Below are 18,777 nucleotides of genomic sequence, written 5' to 3' on the forward strand. Positions count from 1 at the left end.
GCTCCTGATTTTAATTTTGCCCGCCCATTGATTAAACCAAATCTATTAAGGCTCTGCCCTGGCCCTTCATGGAGATTCTCTTAATCAAAACCTTTGGCTCATCCACTGGCAAATTGTATTCGGCCTGCAACAGCTTAAGAATCTCTCCCGGCTTTACGCTACCGCTTTGGGTAATGGCAATATCCATATACAGCTTTAGCAAATCTCCAGCCATAGACAGCTTAACAGGCTTCAGCATATACTGCTTGGTTTCAATCATCTTGTTTGTCTTAGGAGTCACGCGATGAACCATAGCCTCTGGGGCTTTATTATAAGCCTCTACAGCCTGCACTGCCTCCTGCCAATATCCTGTCAAAGGCACATACAGTTCATACTCTGCCTCCTGTACCTCTGCCATTAGAGCCTTGTGCTTTTTGCCCTTACAAGGCTTTGGCTCTGGTACTTCTTTCAGCCTCAGCAGCTTTACCCCCGGTGGCAAAGCCTTGCTAAGACGATCAAACACCTCTGGCTGACACAGTGGCTTGGTCATCTCAAAATCCATATACTCCGCATCGCTAATAACCCCCAAGGACAAAGCAGAAGCAAAGGCAATCTTGATATGAGGATTAAATCCTTCAGAATAAGCTGCCGGCAGCTTGGCACGGCGAATAGCCCGCTCCATAACCCCAGCATAATCAAGGTGGGAAATATAACGGATTTCCTCACCCTTGGTAATTTCAGCCCGATATTTATACATTTTCCCGCCTCCAATCTACAACCTTAGCCTTTAGAGATGGGCAGACACCACAGGCAGAGCATTTGCCACGACGGCAATCCTCTGTCAGCTGCTCCTTAATAGCCTTGTCATACTCCCGCAGCAAAAATTCCTTGCTTACACCTGGGGTTGTATGCTCCCAAGGCAGCTTTTCCTCTGGTTCTCTAGCTCTCTCATTATAAAGATGCAAATCTATGCCACATTTAGCAAAGGCCTCATGCCATACATCATTTTTGAACAAATCATTCCAGCCATCAAATTTGGCCCCATCCTTCCATGCCTGATAAATAACCTGAGCGATTTTTCTATCGCCTCTGGCAATAGCTCCCTCCAGCACGCTAACTCTGGCATCATGATAGTTGAACTTTACAGCCCGCTCAGTAATGCTATCCTTCAGCAAGCGCTGACGACGGTGAAATTCAGCTTCTGGCAGCTGGCCATACCACTGGAAAGGTGTATGAGGCTTTGGTACAAAGCAGGATACGCTAATGGTTACAGTAACGCCCCAACGGCCTGTAACCTCCTTGTACTTTCTAGCTACCTTCTCCGCCAGCTTAGCAATCCCCACAATATCCTCGTCAGTTTCTGTAGGCAGTCCCATCATAAAATACAGCTTTACCTGCTTCCAGCCCTGACGGAAAGCCGCCTCTGTAGCAGCCATAAGGTTTTCCTCAGTAACACCCTTGTTGATAACATCCCGCAATCTCTGGGTACCAGCCTCTGGTGCAAAGGTAAGACCACTTTTGCGCACCTGCTGCATTTTGTGAGCCAAATCAATGGAAAAGCTATCTATACGCAAAGATGGCAGAGAAAAGCTTACCTTTTCATCCTTGAAATCACTAAACAAATCATCTACCAGCTCCCCCAGGCAGGAATAATCCGCCGAGCTAAGAGAAGTCAAAGACATTTCGTTGTAGCCAGTAGAATCAATCAGCTTACGAGCCAGCTCCCGCAATCTGTCCTTGCTTCTCTCCCGTACCGGACGATAGGAAGTACCGGCCTGACAGAAGCGACAGCCTCTGGTACAGCCACGGAACAACTCCAGCATAATACGGTCATGAACAATATCAATATACGGCAGCACAGGCTTCTCCACGAATCTTACGCTATCCATATCCTTTATCAATCGCTTATATATAACAGGCTTAGCCTCTGGGCAGGCTGGCTCTATATCAGCAAAAAGCCCCTGCTGATTGTAGGTTACATTATAGAAAGATGGCACATAAATTCCATCCAGAACAGCCAGACGCTTCAACAGTCCCTGCCTGCCCTCTGGCTTACCTGCCTCCTGCCAGCTGCGGAATACATCCACAGTTTCGCAGATAAGCTCCTCTCCTTCGCCTACAATAAAGAAATCAAAGAAATCTGCTATAGGCTCTGTATTATAAACACATGGGCCGCCCCCTACAATAAAGGGATCATTTTCCCCTCGGTCCCTGCTCCAAATAGGAATCCCAGCCAAATCCAGCATATTCAGCACATTGGAATAAATCATTTCATATTGCAGGGAAAAACCTAGAAAATCAAATTCCTTAATGGCATGGAAGCTCTCCAAGGAAAACAGGGGAATCTGCCGCTGACGCATGATTTCTTCCATATCAATCCAAGGGGCATATACCCGCTCACAGGCAGTATCCTCTCTGGCATTCAAAACCTCATAAAGGATTTTCAGCCCAAGATTGGACATACCTACCTCATATACATCAGGCAGTGCCAAAGCAAAATGGCAAGGAGTGCTTTCCCAATCCTTATGAACAGCATTTAGCTCATGACCGGTATATCTGGCAGGCTTCTCCACAGCCTGCAGGATTTCTGGTTCCAATTTAATAATCAATTAATTCTAACCTCGCTCATACATTTCATATTTCATCTAAAATTGCAATTTTTGATTGCGCATATATATATTCATTAGAATAGCCACCGCCATAATGTTGGTCGTCAGGGCACTGACACCATAGCTCATAAATGGCAATGGAATACCTGTTACTGGCATAATACCAGCGGTCATACCCACATTAACCAGCACATGGAAAGCCAGCATGGAGGTAATGCCTACTGCCAGGAGAGTACCAAAGGAATCCTGAGCCTGACGAGCAATCTGAATGCCTCGCCACAATACTACCAGATACAAGAGAAGCAAAATTACAGCTCCCACAAAGCCCCACTCCTCGCCTACTACAGCAAAGATAAAGTCTGTATGATTCTCTGGTAAAAAGTTAAGCTGGCTCTGAGTCCCCTCAAACAGTCCCTTGCCAAAGAGCATACCAGATCCTATAGCAATTTTGGACTGAATAATATGGTAGCCAGAGCCTAAAGGATCTACATTAGGATCCATAAAAACCATGATACGCATTTTCTGATAATCCTTAAGAAAATGCCATAATATAGGCATACAGGCTATACCTGTGCCAAAAATACCTGCTAGCAGCTTCAAATTGATACCACAGGTAAATACCATACCGAAAAAGATAGCCATAAATACTAAAGATGTTCCCAAATCCGGCTGTTTCATAACCAGAAGAAAGGGGACTCCCACATAGGCCGCCACCGGCAGCAAATCCGACAAGGTATTCAGCTTCCCTACTCGCTCCTGCAGCATAGTAGCCAGAGAAATAATCATAATAATCTTAGAAAACTCCGAAGGCTGCAAAGTAATAGGGCCAATCTGTATCCAGCGCTGGGCTCCCAAGGCTGACTGTCCTACAAACATAACCGCCAAAAGCATAACCAGATTAAATATATACATTTTTTGCCCGTAGCGCTGCAGCATTTTGTAATCAAAATTCATAAAAAATACTGCCAAGCCTACATTAATAATTGCAAAGATTCCCTGGCGCTGCACAAACCAATATCTTTCCTCGCTGGGATTATTAATATGAGTGGCGCTGCCTATAATAATCAAGCTAATTATCACAATAGCTGACACAGCCAGCAAAAGCTTCATATCTATCTTTCGCAACAGCTTTTTATCAAAAATCAAGGCCAATCCCTCCTAGCCAAAAACTTTTCAATTAACCTTATTATGATAGCATGTAGGAGCAAAATTGACAATAAAAAAGGACTGTCCAAAGAGAAAATTGTGAAGCCTCCTCCTCAGCCAGCTCAATAGCCAGCCTAGGAAAGTCTCTACAAAATCCTGAACAGTCCTCCCAAATATGCTTATTCTGCTTTCCACAATCCATGAAGATTGCAATATTCATATACAGCAACTACCTTGCTGCCCTCTGTCAGAACGAATTCAGCCACTGGCTTAGCTTCAGGCTGCAAATATTTAATCTGATAACCATCCTCAGTCTCCAGCACAATCCACTGAATATAATGTGCCTCCAGCATAGGATGCTCTACAGAACCTACTGCTACCTTTACCTGATTGCCATTCTGCTCAACCACAGGTACATGCTTCTCATGAGCACCATCACTGGTTCCAGGCTGCAGCTGCGCCATTACATCCCCGCAACAGGACACAGGTGCACCAGAATCCTTCAGTTTCACAATAATGTTACCACAATGACTACATCTGTAAAATTTTAATTCCATAACAAAACACCCCTCTCCTAAAACTGCTCTATGGAGCATACACAATCTCCTACCTATATTATATAGCACCCATATAAAAATGCAAGCATTAAATTAAAGCATGGCACAAATAGGTCTTTGCTTTTTGCTTTTCCTCTGCCAAGACCTTATCCACGTCTCCGTAATGCATATCCAAGGGACTAGCAATCATATAACCGTTTACATTCGTGCCACGGCGATCTGATAAATCAAATTTGGCCAGCAAGGTATCGATACGAGAAGTCATTTTGCTAGCACAGCCTGCATCTACCCGCTCCGTCACCACAAAAGGAGTACGGAATAAAATAGAAAAAACCGTCCCATGGAAGGAATCCGTGTACGTAAACCTGGCATGGTCTATAAGCCACAGCCATTCCTCTGGTGCAATAGCATAATGTTCAAAAACTCTCTCGTCCAACATATTAACAATCTGAAGGCCATTTTCTCTAGCAATACTTTCAATAACACTATCTGGACGCTTCCCTAGAAAATATGTTACCAGCAGCTGCTCATCTCCCTTTAGCCAGCTTGGCTTGCGGGCAATACTGCGCCAATCCTCGGCTGTAACCAGCATAGTAGGATCCGCCACAACCTGCACCCTGCGACCAGTTAACTGCTGAATCAAATCAGCTCCAGCCTGCTCCCGGACAGAAATTTCCTTCATGCCATTGACACCATCAATAAAGGCCTGCAACTTGTCCTGAGGTATCTCAGGACAGGAAATACTAGCTGCATAGGCAATACGCTTCTCTGATGGCGCAAATGTAATAAACAGCTTCTCCAAATCAGCATAATATGGATTCCATACCTGATCGCTGCCGGTTACAAAATAATCATATTCATCAGCAACCCTTGTAAAATCCACATCATAACGCATGGGGATATACCTATCCACAAAGCTTTTTATCACTGCATTGCGGGCAGCCTCCCAGGCATTTTCCCCGAAAAACATTTTATGGGTTGCCCCCTTCCAGTTTATGCCCAGCTTTACCCAGGTTTTCCAATCCCAGCTATCCTTCATCCAAGGGTAATGTGATTGCAAATACGGCAAAAATCCAGCTTGCGGACTAAACCACAGGCTTTCCACCTCTGCCCCCAGCCCCATAAGCAAATTGCACACAGCATACCGCTGCAGCACATTGCCGTAGTTGAAATAGCCATCCAGCGTAAGATTGGCTATTTTCAGGTGCTCTCTATATGTTTTCATCAATCAAACCAGCTCCTTTGCCGCCAAAAACACATATAATTTCTAAAAAGATTCATCAATACTTTCTAAATTTCTTTATTATGAAAGCATTTACATCTATCCAGTGCCCAAAAACTGTTGTAAAATTAAGACAAGAAATTTCTTGTTCGTATACAATCAACGCAGGCCTGCATACATACAAATCCATGTCATTTTGTGGTATAATGAAAGAGGAAGACGATTGACTATAATACAAACAACACTAGCCAAGGATATCGAGATAGAAAACCTCGACATACGCTACGACAAAAGCGTAAAGCGTGTCCTGGCCAATACCCCATTGCTGGCCCCCATTACCAAATACACTGTCAGGGAATTGAAAAATTATTCCATTCCTATGGTTGAAAAATGCATTGATGCAAACTCAATCCAAGTCAGCGAAGTATTTGTAGAACCGGGACTCACCAACAGAAAAATTGTCAATGACGAACTGGAAAGCAAAATTCCTGGCGAAGGCCGTGCTATCTTTGACATCCGCTTTACCATCACCCTGCCTGACGGCAGCAAGACTAAAATCATCATCAACATCGAGGCACAGCAGAAAAGCAATCCCGGCTACAGCCTCCTGAACCGCGGCATCTTCTACGCGGCACGGCTTATCTCAGCCCAGCTATCCGTGGAGTTTACCAACAACGGCTCAGACAAGGAGCAGTACGACAACATCAAGAAAGTCTACAGCATCTGGATTTGCATGGACTGCCCGGAGGACAAGAAGGACTCCATTATCAATTATTCATTTGAGCCTCATATCATCTACCAGGGCAATGATAAACTAAAGCTGTACAAAAACTGCGACCTGATGAACATCACCTTCATCCATCTCAGCGGCAAGCCTGACCAGAGCCATCACCAGCTCATTTCCATGCTGGACACCCTGCTTGCCAAATGGAGAACGTAGTATCTTATTAAAAGGCAAGATCGAAACTATACGCAACATGATAGATGGATGCAGAAACCAAGAAAAAGAAATTGCAGTAAGAACATAACCTGCCTATGACCATAAAGCTTGAAAAGGAGATGAACGACATGTGCAATTTAAGTACAGGTATTCGCGAGGAAGGCTTCCGTGACGGAGAACATAGCGGATTATTAAAAGGCAAAATCGAGGGCAAGATTGAAACCATACGCAACATGATAGTGGATGGTTTTACCACCATCGAAGGACTCAAAGCCACTGGCCGCTACACCGCAGAAGAACTTTCGGCTGTTGCTGCTAGCCTTCACTAAGAAGTAACGCTGCCAAAAGGATACAAAAAACTGAAAAATATCCTACGCATATCCCCCATATCACCCACAACAGCTGGTGCTGACACCAGTCACCATTAGCTGTTGTCCTCATGAAACTAACTCAACATCACTTACCTACCAAAAGCCGCAGTCGCAAAACTGCGGCTTTTTGCTTTGTACAAAATATCCTGCAAACATTCATATTTAACTTCTAATCATCTGCAAAAGTTCATCCGTCTTTTCCTGCAAAAGCTTTTTATCACCGGCTGTTTCCACGTTCAGCCTGACAACAGGCTCAGTATTGGACTTCCTGAGATTGAACCGCCACCCTGGATATGCCACAGACAATCCATCCGTATAGTCCCGTACCCCGTCAGCATATTGAGCCTCTACATACTCCGCCAGCCTGCTGGCAGACTCCGTGCTGGCCACCTTGCTGTTGATTTCACCGCTGCATGGGTACATATCCAGCCGCTCCGCCAGCAGCTCGGACAGCTTCCTGCCCCTATGCTGCAAAAGCTCCAGCACCAGAAGCCACGGAATCATGCCGCTGTCGCAGTAAGCAAAATCCCGGAAATAATGATGGGCACTCATCTCACCGCCATAGACAGCATCCACTTCCCTCATCTTCGCCTTGATAAAGGCATGGCCGCTACGGCACATTACCGCCTCACCACCAAATTTACGGCATATATCCTGGGTATTCCAGTACACCCTCGGGTCATGGATTATCCTCGCTCCCGGATACTTTTTCAAGAATGCCTCCGCCAGGAAGCCTACCATATAATAGCCCTCAATCATGCCACCTTCCTCATCAAAGAGGAAGCAGCGGTCAAAGTCACCATCCCAGGCAATCCCCACATCGGCTCTATATTTGCGGACAACATCGGCAGTAGCATCACGGTTTTCCCTGAGCAATGGATTTGGCACGCCATTAGGGAAATTGCCATCCGGCTCATTATGCACCTTGACAAACTCAAAAGGCAGCTTCTCCGCCAGCACATCCAGCACCGGCCCGGCCGCGCCATTACCAGCATTCACCACTACCCGGAGCCTGCGCCCCTGCTGCTCCGCCATTCTCCACATGACCTCCACATCAACATACCCCAGCAGATGCTCAACATATTCCGGCAGGATATCATACACATCCACGCAGCCAGCTTCACCAGCCATCTGCTCCTGCAACACGGCAGGCTCCCTGCTGCACAGTTCTTCCAGCTCCCTCAGGCCGCTGTCCTCAGACACAGGCCTAGCACCGCTACGCACCAGCTTAAAGCCGTTATAGGCCTTGGGATTGTGGCTGGCCGTAATCATGATGCCCCCATCCAGCTTCAGATGGGCAGCAGCAAAATAAATCATCTCCGTGCCACATTGGCCAATATCCACCACATCACAGCCAGATTCCGTCAATCCTTTAACAAGGGCTTTCTTTAGTGACGGCCCGGACAGGCGGATATCATGGCCTACGGCAATACGCGGCCTGGAATTTTCCGCAGCCTCGTCAATTACTTCCTTAAAATACCTGCCAATACGATAAGCCAGCTCCTCATTGACCTGGGTAGGATAAATCCCCCGGATATCTCCTTTGCCGAAGCACTTCGTATCCGGCTCAAAATCATGCTTTATCTTGTCGCTGACACTAATATCCCTGCCCAGCTGCACCTCCAGAAGCTTCAGCTCCGTATCAGCAAAAACAGTATGCTTGCAGCCTGCCGGCATATTTATCACATCACCGGCCTTGATATTCTGCATATCCCCATCAAGAATCGTATGGCCATAGCCTGACAATACAGTCCACACCTCATCCCGGTGCTGATGGCTGTGATAATTCATGCTGTGCCCCCGGTTCAGAGTTACCATCACCGTCAGGCTGCCCGCCTCAATACTGAGCACACGATAATTTCCCCAGCTTTTATCTGCAAACATTACCTGCTGGCCAAGATTATCCACATAAGGCTTGATATGAGCACTTTTTTCCTTGTCGCTGACCAGAATACCCTCCGGCGAAGCGGCAATAACCACATCCTTCAGCCCCATAGCCAGCACAGGTACATTCAACTCATTCAGAATATGCACATTTTCGCAGGTGTCATTTTTCACCACGTTGCCAATATATTTTTCGTCCATGGCCTCGGTCAGGGTGTTCCATGTGCCCAGATCCTTCCATTGCCCGGCAAACCGCATTACCTGAATATGGGATTCCTGCTCCACCACGGCATAATCAAAGCTGATTTTCTTTAGGCTTGCATACTTGGCAAACAAATCATGGTAATCCGCAAAATCAATCAGCTCATGGGCCTTATCCAGCAGATACCTCAGCTTAAAGGCAAAAACACCGCCATTCCACAAAGCTCCCTGCTGGATATACTCCCTGGCTGTTGCCTCATCAGGCTTTTCTCTGAAGGTGCTCACATGACTTACCTCGCCACCATCTGACGGAATAATATAGCCGTATTTCTCACTGGGATAAGTAGGCTCAATGCCCATCAGCACCAAATTCGCCTCCCCCTTATCCACCTGCTGGCAGAGCCTGCCCAAGGCCGCAAAATACTCATCCTCCACTAGCGGGTCAACAGGGCAGACCACCACCGGCTCGTCAATATCAACATGCTTCACATCAGCCAGATAAGCAGCCGAAAGGGCAATTGCCGGAAAGGTATCCCTGCGGCATGGCTCCACAGAAATCCCCACCTGCTCCCCCAGCTGATTGAGGATAGAAGAAACCTGGGACCTGGAAGTGGCTACCGTCACATCCGCCTCCGGCAGCACGGCCTTAATCTGCCTGTACACCCGCTGCACCATAGACTCATACTTTCCCGATTCAGTTTTAAAAATCTTGATAAACTGCTTTGAGCGGATATCGTTGGACAGAGGCCACAGCCTTTTCCCCGAACCTCCCGAAAGTAAAACTATGTGCATTGAACCATACCTCATTTCCAAAGAAAATTAACAAAAACACCTTATACTAAAAAACATTTATACACATAAAGCATATGTGAAATACAAAATTCGGTTTTAATGGACAAGCCAGCTCCTACAATGCAAAATACGCATATAATTCTTAAAAAAATTCATCAATTTCTGCGAAAATTCTTTATAACACAGGTGCAAGCATCTATTAATTCCACCAGAATTGTTATAAAATTAACGTAATACACACCACTTTGTGATATAATGAGGGAGGAAGTAAGTTGCCTGACATCAAAACTACCCTAGCCAGGGATATTGAAGCGGAAAATCTCGACATCCGCTTTACCATCACCCTGCCTGACGGCAGCAAGACAAAAATCATCATCAACATCGAGGCCCAGCAGAAAAGCAATCCCGGCTACAGCCTCCTGAACCGTGGTATCTTTTACGCGGCACGGCTTATCTCAGCCCAGCTTTCCGTGGAGTTTACCAACGACGGCTCCGACAAGGAGCAATACGACAACATCAAGAAAGTCTACAGCATCTGGATTTGCATGGACTGCCCGGAGGACAAGAAGGACTCTATAATCAATTATTCCTTTGAACCTCATATCATCTATCAGGGCAACGACAAACTAAAGCTATATCCAAACTGTGACCTGATGAACATTACCTTTATCCATCTCAGCGGCAAGCCTGATCAGAGCCACCACAGGCTCATTGCCATGCTGGATATCCTGCTCGCCAGGATGGATACAGAGACTAAGAAAAAGAAATTGCAGGAAGAGCACAACCTTCCTATGACTATCAAACTAGAAAAGGAGATGAACAACATGTGCAACTTAAGTTCAGGCATTCGTGAGGAAGGAATTCGTGAAGGAGAAGTGATAGGCATTCACAAGGGCAGGCTTGAAACCACCATCAACAACATACGCAACCTTATGCATACACAAAATTGGTCTGCCGAAAAAGCAATGAGTGCCCTCGGCTTTGATGCCTCCGAATATCCTAAATATCTAGCCTTGTTACAAAACTAACCCAGCATCATGCCAACGAATATCACCTTTATCCATCTCAGCGGCAAGCCTGACCAGAGCCATCACCAGCTTATTTCCATGCTGGACACATTGCTCGCCAAGATGGATGCTGAAACCAAGAAAAAGAAATTGCAGGAAGAACACAACCTGCCTATGACTATAAAGCTTGAAAAGGAGATGAACGACATGTGCAACTTAAGTTCAGGTATTCGCGAAGATGGCAGACTTGAAGGAAAATTGGAAACTATGCGCAACATGATAGTGGATGGATTGACCACCATTGAGGCACTCAAAGCCACTGGCCGCTACACGGAAGACGAGCTTTCCGTTGTTGCTGCTAGCCTTCACTAACCACTTTCCACATATCAGCCGATACTAATACAAGCCAGTATCGGCTAATTTTTATGCTGTACATTTTTCGCTCAAAATAAACGCAAAAACGAACAATCACTAACGGGACGCCATCTAGTTTTTTCTACTGCATTTATACTTATAAAATATTTTCTGTATATTCATTCCAAAAAATATTTCACAAAATCACGCTTAAACAACTCAGTAACATTTTGTCTAAATATTTCGCGCTCAGATTCAATAAAATGATACTGCCTTTTATCAAAATTACACTGATTAAGTTTAAAAATACACTCCACAAATTTAATAGGATTTCTAGTTATACAGCATCCTGTCAATCCCTGCCATGGAATATTTTCTATTCCAACAGGTGTTGTTATTATTTCTAAGCCATTAGCTAAAGCAGTTAAAGTTCTATTTTTAGTCCCTGCCCCCACTAATATTGGTATACAATGAATATGTTTTCCTGGTATACAAACATCATTATAATCTGCAATCCACCTTATATATTCTGTATAACAGTAAGGTACTTCATTTAATTGTTCACTTATCCATTTATTTTTTTTACCAACCACAATAAAATTTAATATAGATCTTTTATTAACATCCATATTTCTTTTTCTAATCTCCGCTATAACACATTCTATAAATTGATAGTTATGCAAATATGACAAATCACCTGAAAAAACAAAAATCCTATTGTTATTGCAAGGTCTGTACTTTACATCATTTTTAATTACATTACTTAGGAGTGGATGATGTAAAAAATAAATGCTATTATAACATTTATTATCATGCCTAATGAAAAAATTCCGCTTCATCCACAATTGATCCACACGTCCAACTACAATAAATCGCTTAACACACCTAGCAACACGGTATTCATGTAAACAAGAAATATATCTGTACAATAGTTTCACATATTTAAATACCCCTTTATGCATAAATTTATAAATTCGACTATCCCTCAAGCTAGGCGAGTCAGGTCCTAATACCACCATTTTATTCCGAAACTGAGCAGAAATTGCCATTGCCAAATTCTCTGGATAAACAACAACTCTGTCGTATTTTTCAAATCCTGATATCCGTTTTAAATATATTCCATACCTGTGCAAAACACGTCTAAACCGATTTGTAGTCTCTGGAATAACTAATACATCTACAGCAATATTGTGTTTTTTATACTCATTTATAATTTCCCATATAAGTCCAGATGGTCCCCCACCCAAGTTCATCTTATCCGGTTCTATAGAAGTAACAACAATAACTTTATTTATCACAATATCAGCCTTCTTATTTTATTTTTAAAGTTATTATATTTTATCTTAAAAAATTTTCTATAAACAAAAGGACATCTCATGAATTCACACAAAAAATTCTTATCTATTTCCTCATGACAAATAATTTTGTTTGGAACAACCAAAAATGAATCCATCCCTTGTTCAACATTAATGCTAAATTCCCTCTTTTGAAAATGTACATACATATAGTCTTTATGAGCAATTTGGTTATTATCATCCAGCCATATACCTTGTAATTTTCCCTTCTTAAAAGCAAAAACAAGTCCTTTCTTTTCTTTATCTGCAATTGATTTCAAACAGGCTCTGTTGTTTTTTTGACATAAAATAGAATTATTGACTTCAAAAGGAAAAGCCAAACAATTTATATCTGCAATCATACCTTGCTCGTTATAAATCATCTCATCATTTTTCTGGAAAAAATCAATAATTCCTACTTCATCTAATTGACAAGGATATGGTACGCTTAGAGCTTTTCGGGTTTCAGGCAATGCCAAATACTCGGTTACTAGAGATTGCATTTTTATACTATTTTTATACAGAGACATATGACCTAAAAATAGCACTTTGTTATAGTCAGATAAAATATCACCTTTTAACCATTTTCTGATATCACCAAAAAAGCAATCAAAATCACAATGTCCCCAAAAATCATATGTAGCTATGTAATCTTCAAAAACAATGCCATAGAATGGTTTTATATCACATAACTTATATGGAGCAAACAGCTTTGAACATCCAAGCTTTCTTTGTATCCTTTGATTTAACTCACTAAAATCTAGATATTCTACCTGAACATTATTAGGAAAATTATATTTTGTTTTGTCATCCGTAAATATTAACCAATTTATACTAGGATTATACTCAATTGATTTTAATACTAAAGAAAAATAATTTGGAAAATGCCCATAATAAGGACATATAAAAAGTATTTTTTTCATATAACATCAACTCCATAAAATATTTACATAAGGAATATATGCATCTGGATACATTTGAATAGCATATACATACTTAGTAACCGAATATATTACTAAAAAGACAAATAACATTAACCTAATATATACATTTTTATAATATGCTATCAAATTTGGAATCACTACTATTTCATAAATGTAAAATGGGGACGATATTCTTGTGGCAAAAGTATTGCTTACATTGATCAATAAAAAATAGATCATATACCCGAACAATATCAAATTTACACTTCCTCGATAATGCGGACAAAAATCTTTCATTTTAGAAATCATGTATATTTCGATTGGTATAAAGATCAAGCGTCTCAAGTATGTAAAAATAATACCTGAGCCACCTATCTCTTGCGTATATGTATCAATTTTTATTAGCAAGCGCTCAGTATCTACGTCTATTAGATTCACCATTGAAGCGAATGATATCAATAAACTATTATCTAAGTAATGTCCAATTGCTATAGATAATATCATACCTAGTATCAAATATATTTTGTTAAAATTTATGTAATACAAAGGATATGCCAGTAAAAAAGCAATAACTGAAACCTGCATGCTAGCTGCAATAATTGTCGTTAAACAAAAAGCAAACGGTCGTCTTTTTATGATGAAATAAAAACCTATCATTGTAATCGCAATAGCTAAACTTTGTCTATTAACAAAGATATCACCTATATATGTACAAAACCATAATAGTATACTCAGCAAAGGCAGATAAGAAAACTTTTTTATAAACCACCCTTTAATAGGAATAATTACTATCGCTAAAAGTAAAAGTAAAGCCGAAAAATCATCCGATATCATTTTTACAGCAAAATTAACTACACCAAAGCCTTTATCAATAGGAATCGGACCATACAAAAAATCATCTAAATCGTTATTATTAACAAAAAATGGATAATATACATCCCAATCTGGATTTGTCCAACGAATAGCAGAAAAAAATATACAGATTATTAATATAGCTATAAAAAGTAGATTTTTAGTCTTACTACCTACATAAAAAAACTCAAAAAATGCAGCGATAATAACCCCACTAAGCAATACTATGTAAAAATCCACTCCAAAAATCCTCCGTTTTTAAAAAATATGATTTTTTGCATACAAAAATCTGATTTTTTTTAAAACAACATTTGGTATTAATCCAACTAGGACTGGTTTTAAAACATACAAAAAACCCTTATATAATAGACCTAAGCTTCTAAATCCTCTATATCTCACATAAGCTTCATCTAGTCTATATCTATACTTTCTACGACCATATGAATATTTATCTTCGCGGAAGTTTAACAACACCTGTTGAATATTGTAACCTTCATAACCAGCAGCGTATAAACGCATCCACAAGTCATAATCTTCTTGACGCAAAGTAACGCTTTCGACCCTATATCCATCTAGTCTCTTCAGTACTTCTGTTCTTATCATAATTGAAGGATGAACAAAAGGACTAGAGAACAAAAAATCTTCTTTTTTAACTTTTTCAGGCAACATGCGGTATCCCCAAATTCCACCATCATCAATATAATTTATATTACAGCCAACCATAGCATATTGAGGATTTAATTCTAAAAAATCATATTCAATTGCAAATCTATCAGGCAATGCAATATCATCAGCATCCATGCGAGCTATATATTTTCCTTTTGCTTTTTTTAAGCATGTATTTAATGTAAAAGCCAATCCATTATTTTTATCATTGTGCAATAAAACAATTCTTTTATCTTTTGATGCAAACTCTTGCAAAAACACGTACGTATCATCGGTTGAACCATCATCGCAAATAATAAACTCAAAATTCGTATAAGTTTGATTTAAAATTGAATTTATGGACAGTTCGACTTGCTCTTTATTAGGAGAATTATATATTCCCATAATCACTGAAATCATAATATTATTCCTCTTATCCTATGTTTTATAAAAATTAAATCACCAGTAAGGAAATTTACATCGTATAATCAGTACATTTTAAATTTTGGTGAATGTAAACTATTTTGCTGTACTATTTTTACATATTTATTTTTTGTCATGCCGAACTTGGTCAGATTCAAAATGTAATACTTTTATTTTTTTATTACTCATCTTGTTACAAAATCTCCCCAAATTGCACTTGGTAAATACATGCCATTTTATTAAGCATATTATTTATACAAAACATTTTTTGATAAACATCTATCCCAATCTGTCCCAACTTATTGCATTTAACAGTATTAACATTTTGCAGAACACTTACTAAATCTCTTTTATCCCCCATATTAAACACCCAGCCATTCATGCCATCCTGCACCAACTCCGGCAAAGCCCCTCTATTACTAACAATCACAGGCTTACCATACTTCATCGATTCTATGGCAACCAAACCAAAAGCTTCCCAGCGTGATGGCATAATCACTGCATCACATGCTTCATAGTAAGCTGGTACTTCTTCATGGGATATCCAACCAAGAAAAGTTATATTATCAGTATTCTTCTTTTCTATTCCCTTGCCGTCAGATACCACATTATCGCCAATTATCCATAGATGGATATGCTGCAAATCTTTTTCATATTCATGAAAAAGATTTAGTAGAAAATCTACCCCTTTTGGGGGGTCAAATCTGCCCACAAATAACAAATTAACTTTGTCAGCAGGCATTTTAACTTTTTCCTTTATAACCGGCTTTTCAGGGGAAATGCCACTGTAAATCATAACCATCTTAGATTCTGGTAGCCCCATCTCCACAGCACTGTTCATCTCGTACTTAGATACATTAATGATTTTATCTGTTACGCGCGCCAGCATCCTCTCTACAAAAGCATATATTAGTTTTTTCCAGAAAGATGTATCTCTGTTGAATGACCAGCCATGAGCGTTATAGATAATCCTGACATTTTTTCTGAAAAAGAGATATGGAAAACGCCCCAGCACTCCTGCCCATGTACTATGACAGTAAATAACATCCGGCTGCAGGTCGTTGATATGCTGATGAATTATACGCATAGCAGGAATAATGCTGCCAATTGACCGCTTATATCTATAATATTTAATTCTGTCTGCCGGTAACGGCCAGTTATGCTCAGAGTTATAATCGCTGAGTATCATATAGTTTGCTATACCGTTTTCACTATCAGCGGAAAATAAAATTTTTGCATAGGTTGCCAGGCCGCCCTGCATATATTCTCCTATGTGTAATATTTTCATCTGCATATCACCATAAATCTCAACTAATTAATTAACATTCCTTCCTATATAACACCAAACTATAACCTAGAGAAACCATACACCCCAGCACTAAGCCAACCAATGTAATCAGCTTTTTCTTCGGCCCGGATGGCTTATTCTCATCCGGCAGGTTGGCAGGATCCACTACCTGAATATCCATGGATTCCATGGTCTGCTGGATTTTGGCCTGCTCGATCTGCTTGGTGAGATTGTTGTAAATCTCCTGCTTGATACCGGCTTCCCTGTCCAGCTTCCGATACTCAAGAATATCATCTGCCATACCGGCCATATCCTCATCGGCCTTGTTCTGCAAGGCCTGTACCTTTGCTTCCGAGGCAGTTGCCACCGCCAATGCAGTAGCTGCCTGGTAGCGTGCCATCTGCAATTCTGCCTGATTTTCATTAACAGTGATTGCTTGGGAATTTACTACCTTCTGTACCTCAGCTGACAGCTGGTTGTTCAGTTCCTCCAGTTCAGCTATGGCACGGACTACGCTAGGATGCTTTTCCTGATAAAGCATGCGCATCTTCACCAGCTCAGTTTCCTTGTCGATGATGGCATTATGCAATCTCTGCACGCTGGGCGCATCAGCCATGTTGTACTTCATGGCGTCACTGTTCTGCTCCCCCAGCTGGCTAGCCACGCTGCTGAGCCTTGCCTGCTGTGCCATCTTGGTGACAGCCAGTTCCCCCAGCGTCTTGTCGTAGGCTGCGGACTTGGCCAGCTGTGCCGAAGTCTGCTCCCCAGGACCGTATAACTTGTGCTCCTTGCTGTACTCCTCAAGTGCTTTAGCACTTTCATCTGCTTCCTTCTTGGCAGTAGCAATACGCTCATCCAGAAAGGAAACAACCAGTGACTTATTTTCCTTGTTCAGGTTGGTCATCAGTCCAAGGAAATTGCTTACAACATTTTCAGCAATGTACTTAGCTTCCTCCGGGGTGCGCCCCTTTGCCTCAACGCTTATGAGCTGGGTGCCCTTGGTATTGACTATATCAAGATTTTTCTTGGCAAAATTCTCAGCATCAGGCCGCTTTTCCGGCTCAATATCATCAAAGACCTGCTCAATAATCGGCTCCAGCACCACCCGTGTCTTCATCAGCTCCATATAGGTAGCTGCCTTGCCGCTGGCCATACCGCCACCTGTGATGGCAGCCATCGCAGCAGCTGCACCGCCAATATCCATACCGCTGCTGGAAGACTGCACCGTTACCTGTGAGGTATACTCCTTCGGCAGCACTAACGAAATTATCAGCGCCACCAGCGTAAAGGCAGCTACAATGCCCCCAAACAGCTTCTTCCTGTCAAATATTATTGCAGCCAGCTTCTGCAAATCTATTGTCTCGTCCTGTTCTATACGTTCCATCTCTCGCTCCTATATCCAAAATATCTTCCATCAACATCATCAGCCACTGAGCATTTGTTAAACCATGCGCTTAATCCTTGGTCAAAGCCCGATAAGTGCCATAAACACTGATATACGGTGCAATGTCCTGACCGAAAATAACCTTGCCGGAATCTGGTACATAGATAATATCCCCATCCTCCAGTTCAATGTTCTGACTCAGGTCATGCTTCTTCACAAAGGCATCCAGATTGATTTCCCGATAATACAGCACGCCATCAATCTGCCTTATCAGCTGGATATGCTTGGAACGGCCCTTGTTGTCCACGCCGCCAGCACTGGCTACTGCTGCATAGACGTTCATGCTGTCAACGCCCATTTCCTTGATGCCCGGCGCATTGACGTTGCCCATCACATATACCTTGCGAGGGCCATAGCTTTTCATGTATACATTCAGCTCCGGCAGCTTAAAATATTCACTTAGCCTTGCATGTATCAGATCCCGTGCTTCATCCAATGTCAGCCCCACCAGCTTGATATTACCCGCATATGGCAGTCTGGCCATGCCATCCACGCCTACGGTAACATCATCAATGCCGATACCATTAGGAAAGCCTATGGCCATGATGTTAATGGTGTCGTACTTCATCAGGCGGTATTCCTCAAGCATCCGCTCCGGACGCATCCTGGCCACCTTGAAAATCGTATTGTCATTGCTTTCAACGGCTGTGATACTAGGGGCTTCCTCAGCCTGAACCACTGAGATATTTCCTCCTGTCAAAGCTATATTCATGCCCAGCAATATTCCTGCTGCCAATGTTGTTATTTTTTTCATAAACTCTCCCTCAATATGCTCCTTTGCCAAAAAGTACAATTTGCGCTGTTTT

General features: G+C 42.0%; 15 protein-coding genes and 2 pseudogenes. 4 read left to right on the top strand and 13 right to left on the bottom strand.

Going from position 1 to position 18,777, the window contains the following annotated elements; translation table 11 throughout:
• Window positions 1-31: 31 nt before the first annotated feature.
• The 4 genes and pseudogenes from I6E26_RS07600 to I6E26_RS07615 form a co-directional block, all read right to left on the bottom strand.
• A pseudogene (locus I6E26_RS07600) lies at window positions 32-2,585 on the bottom strand (TIGR03960 family B12-binding radical SAM protein).
• Window positions 2,586-2,624: 39 nt separating this feature from the next.
• The gene (rodA, locus tag I6E26_RS07605; RefSeq protein ID WP_235321251.1) at window positions 2,625-3,734 is read right to left on the bottom strand and encodes a rod shape-determining protein RodA; all 1,110 of its coding nucleotides are present in this window, start codon (window positions 3,732-3,734) and stop codon (window positions 2,625-2,627) included.
• A gap of 179 nt (window positions 3,735-3,913) precedes the next feature.
• Window positions 3,914-4,291, bottom strand: a complete 378-nt coding sequence (locus I6E26_RS07610; protein WP_235321252.1) for a desulfoferrodoxin family protein — start codon at window positions 4,289-4,291, stop codon at window positions 3,914-3,916.
• Window positions 4,292-4,379: 88 nt separating this feature from the next.
• Entirely contained in the window at window positions 4,380-5,516 is a 1,137-nt protein-coding gene (locus I6E26_RS07615; protein WP_235321253.1) for a polysaccharide pyruvyl transferase family protein, read from the bottom strand.
• A gap of 220 nt (window positions 5,517-5,736) precedes the next feature.
• On the opposite strand from I6E26_RS07615, the gene I6E26_RS07620 reads away from it, so the two are divergent.
• Both I6E26_RS07620 and I6E26_RS07625 read left to right on the top strand, forming a co-directional pair.
• Window positions 5,737-6,453, top strand: coding sequence for an Rpn family recombination-promoting nuclease/putative transposase (locus tag I6E26_RS07620; RefSeq protein ID WP_235321254.1), 717 nt, complete (start codon window positions 5,737-5,739; stop codon window positions 6,451-6,453).
• 128 nt (window positions 6,454-6,581) lie between these two features.
• The gene (locus tag I6E26_RS07625) at window positions 6,582-6,782 is read left to right on the top strand and encodes a hypothetical protein (protein WP_235321255.1); all 201 of its coding nucleotides are present in this window, start codon (window positions 6,582-6,584) and stop codon (window positions 6,780-6,782) included.
• Window positions 6,783-6,986: 204 nt separating this feature from the next.
• Here the strand turns inward: I6E26_RS07625 and I6E26_RS07630 are convergent, their stop codons facing one another.
• Window positions 6,987-8,408, bottom strand: coding sequence for a phosphomannomutase (locus I6E26_RS07630; protein WP_419179917.1), 1,422 nt, complete (start codon window positions 8,406-8,408; stop codon window positions 6,987-6,989).
• Between the two features lie 15 nt (window positions 8,409-8,423).
• Window positions 8,424-9,716, bottom strand: a pseudogene (locus I6E26_RS11385) (sugar phosphate nucleotidyltransferase); the annotation flags it as partial.
• A gap of 257 nt (window positions 9,717-9,973) precedes the next feature.
• Here I6E26_RS11385 and I6E26_RS07640 point away from each other — a divergent pair.
• On the top strand, window positions 9,974-10,729 hold the full coding sequence (locus tag I6E26_RS07640; protein ID WP_235321256.1) for an Rpn family recombination-promoting nuclease/putative transposase: 756 nt from the start codon (window positions 9,974-9,976) through the stop codon (window positions 10,727-10,729).
• A 9-nt stretch (window positions 10,730-10,738) separates the two neighbouring features.
• The gene (locus I6E26_RS07645; protein ID WP_235321257.1) at window positions 10,739-11,080 is read left to right on the top strand and encodes a hypothetical protein; all 342 of its coding nucleotides are present in this window, start codon (window positions 10,739-10,741) and stop codon (window positions 11,078-11,080) included.
• Between the two features lie 161 nt (window positions 11,081-11,241).
• On the opposite strand, the gene I6E26_RS11325 is transcribed toward I6E26_RS07645, so the two are convergent.
• The 7 genes from I6E26_RS11325 to I6E26_RS07680 form a co-directional block, all read right to left on the bottom strand.
• Window positions 11,242-12,360 (bottom strand): glycosyltransferase, encoded by a 1,119-nt coding sequence (locus I6E26_RS11325; RefSeq protein WP_235321258.1) that lies wholly within the window; start codon window positions 12,358-12,360, stop codon window positions 11,242-11,244.
• A complete protein-coding gene (locus I6E26_RS07655) occupies window positions 12,357-13,319 on the bottom strand; it encodes a DUF6625 family protein (protein ID WP_235321259.1) in 963 nt (320 codons plus the stop codon). Before I6E26_RS07655 ends, I6E26_RS11325 begins: the two co-directional genes overlap by 4 nt.
• Before the next feature lie 6 nt (window positions 13,320-13,325).
• Window positions 13,326-14,411, bottom strand: a complete 1,086-nt coding sequence (locus I6E26_RS07660) for an EpsG family protein (protein WP_235321260.1) — start codon at window positions 14,409-14,411, stop codon at window positions 13,326-13,328.
• A gap of 18 nt (window positions 14,412-14,429) precedes the next feature.
• Window positions 14,430-15,236: a glycosyltransferase gene (locus tag I6E26_RS07665; protein ID WP_235321261.1), complete on the bottom strand. Its 807-nt coding sequence runs from the start codon at window positions 15,234-15,236 to the stop codon at window positions 14,430-14,432.
• 196 nt (window positions 15,237-15,432) lie between these two features.
• Window positions 15,433-16,533 carry a glycosyltransferase family 4 protein gene (locus I6E26_RS07670; protein ID WP_235321262.1) on the bottom strand — a complete coding sequence of 367 codons (1,101 nt, stop codon included), beginning with the start codon at window positions 16,531-16,533 and terminating at the stop codon, window positions 15,433-15,435.
• A gap of 25 nt (window positions 16,534-16,558) precedes the next feature.
• On the bottom strand, window positions 16,559-17,911 hold the full coding sequence (locus I6E26_RS07675) for a GumC family protein (RefSeq protein WP_235321263.1): 1,353 nt from the start codon (window positions 17,909-17,911) through the stop codon (window positions 16,559-16,561).
• A 70-nt stretch (window positions 17,912-17,981) separates the two neighbouring features.
• Window positions 17,982-18,777: polysaccharide biosynthesis/export family protein (locus tag I6E26_RS07680; RefSeq protein ID WP_235321264.1), on the bottom strand; the 796-nt coding region annotated here is incomplete at its 5' end.

The sequence above is a fragment of the Anaerovibrio lipolyticus genome, from assembly GCF_021531495.1.
Lineage (GTDB): Bacteria > Bacillota > Negativicutes > Selenomonadales > Selenomonadaceae > Anaerovibrio.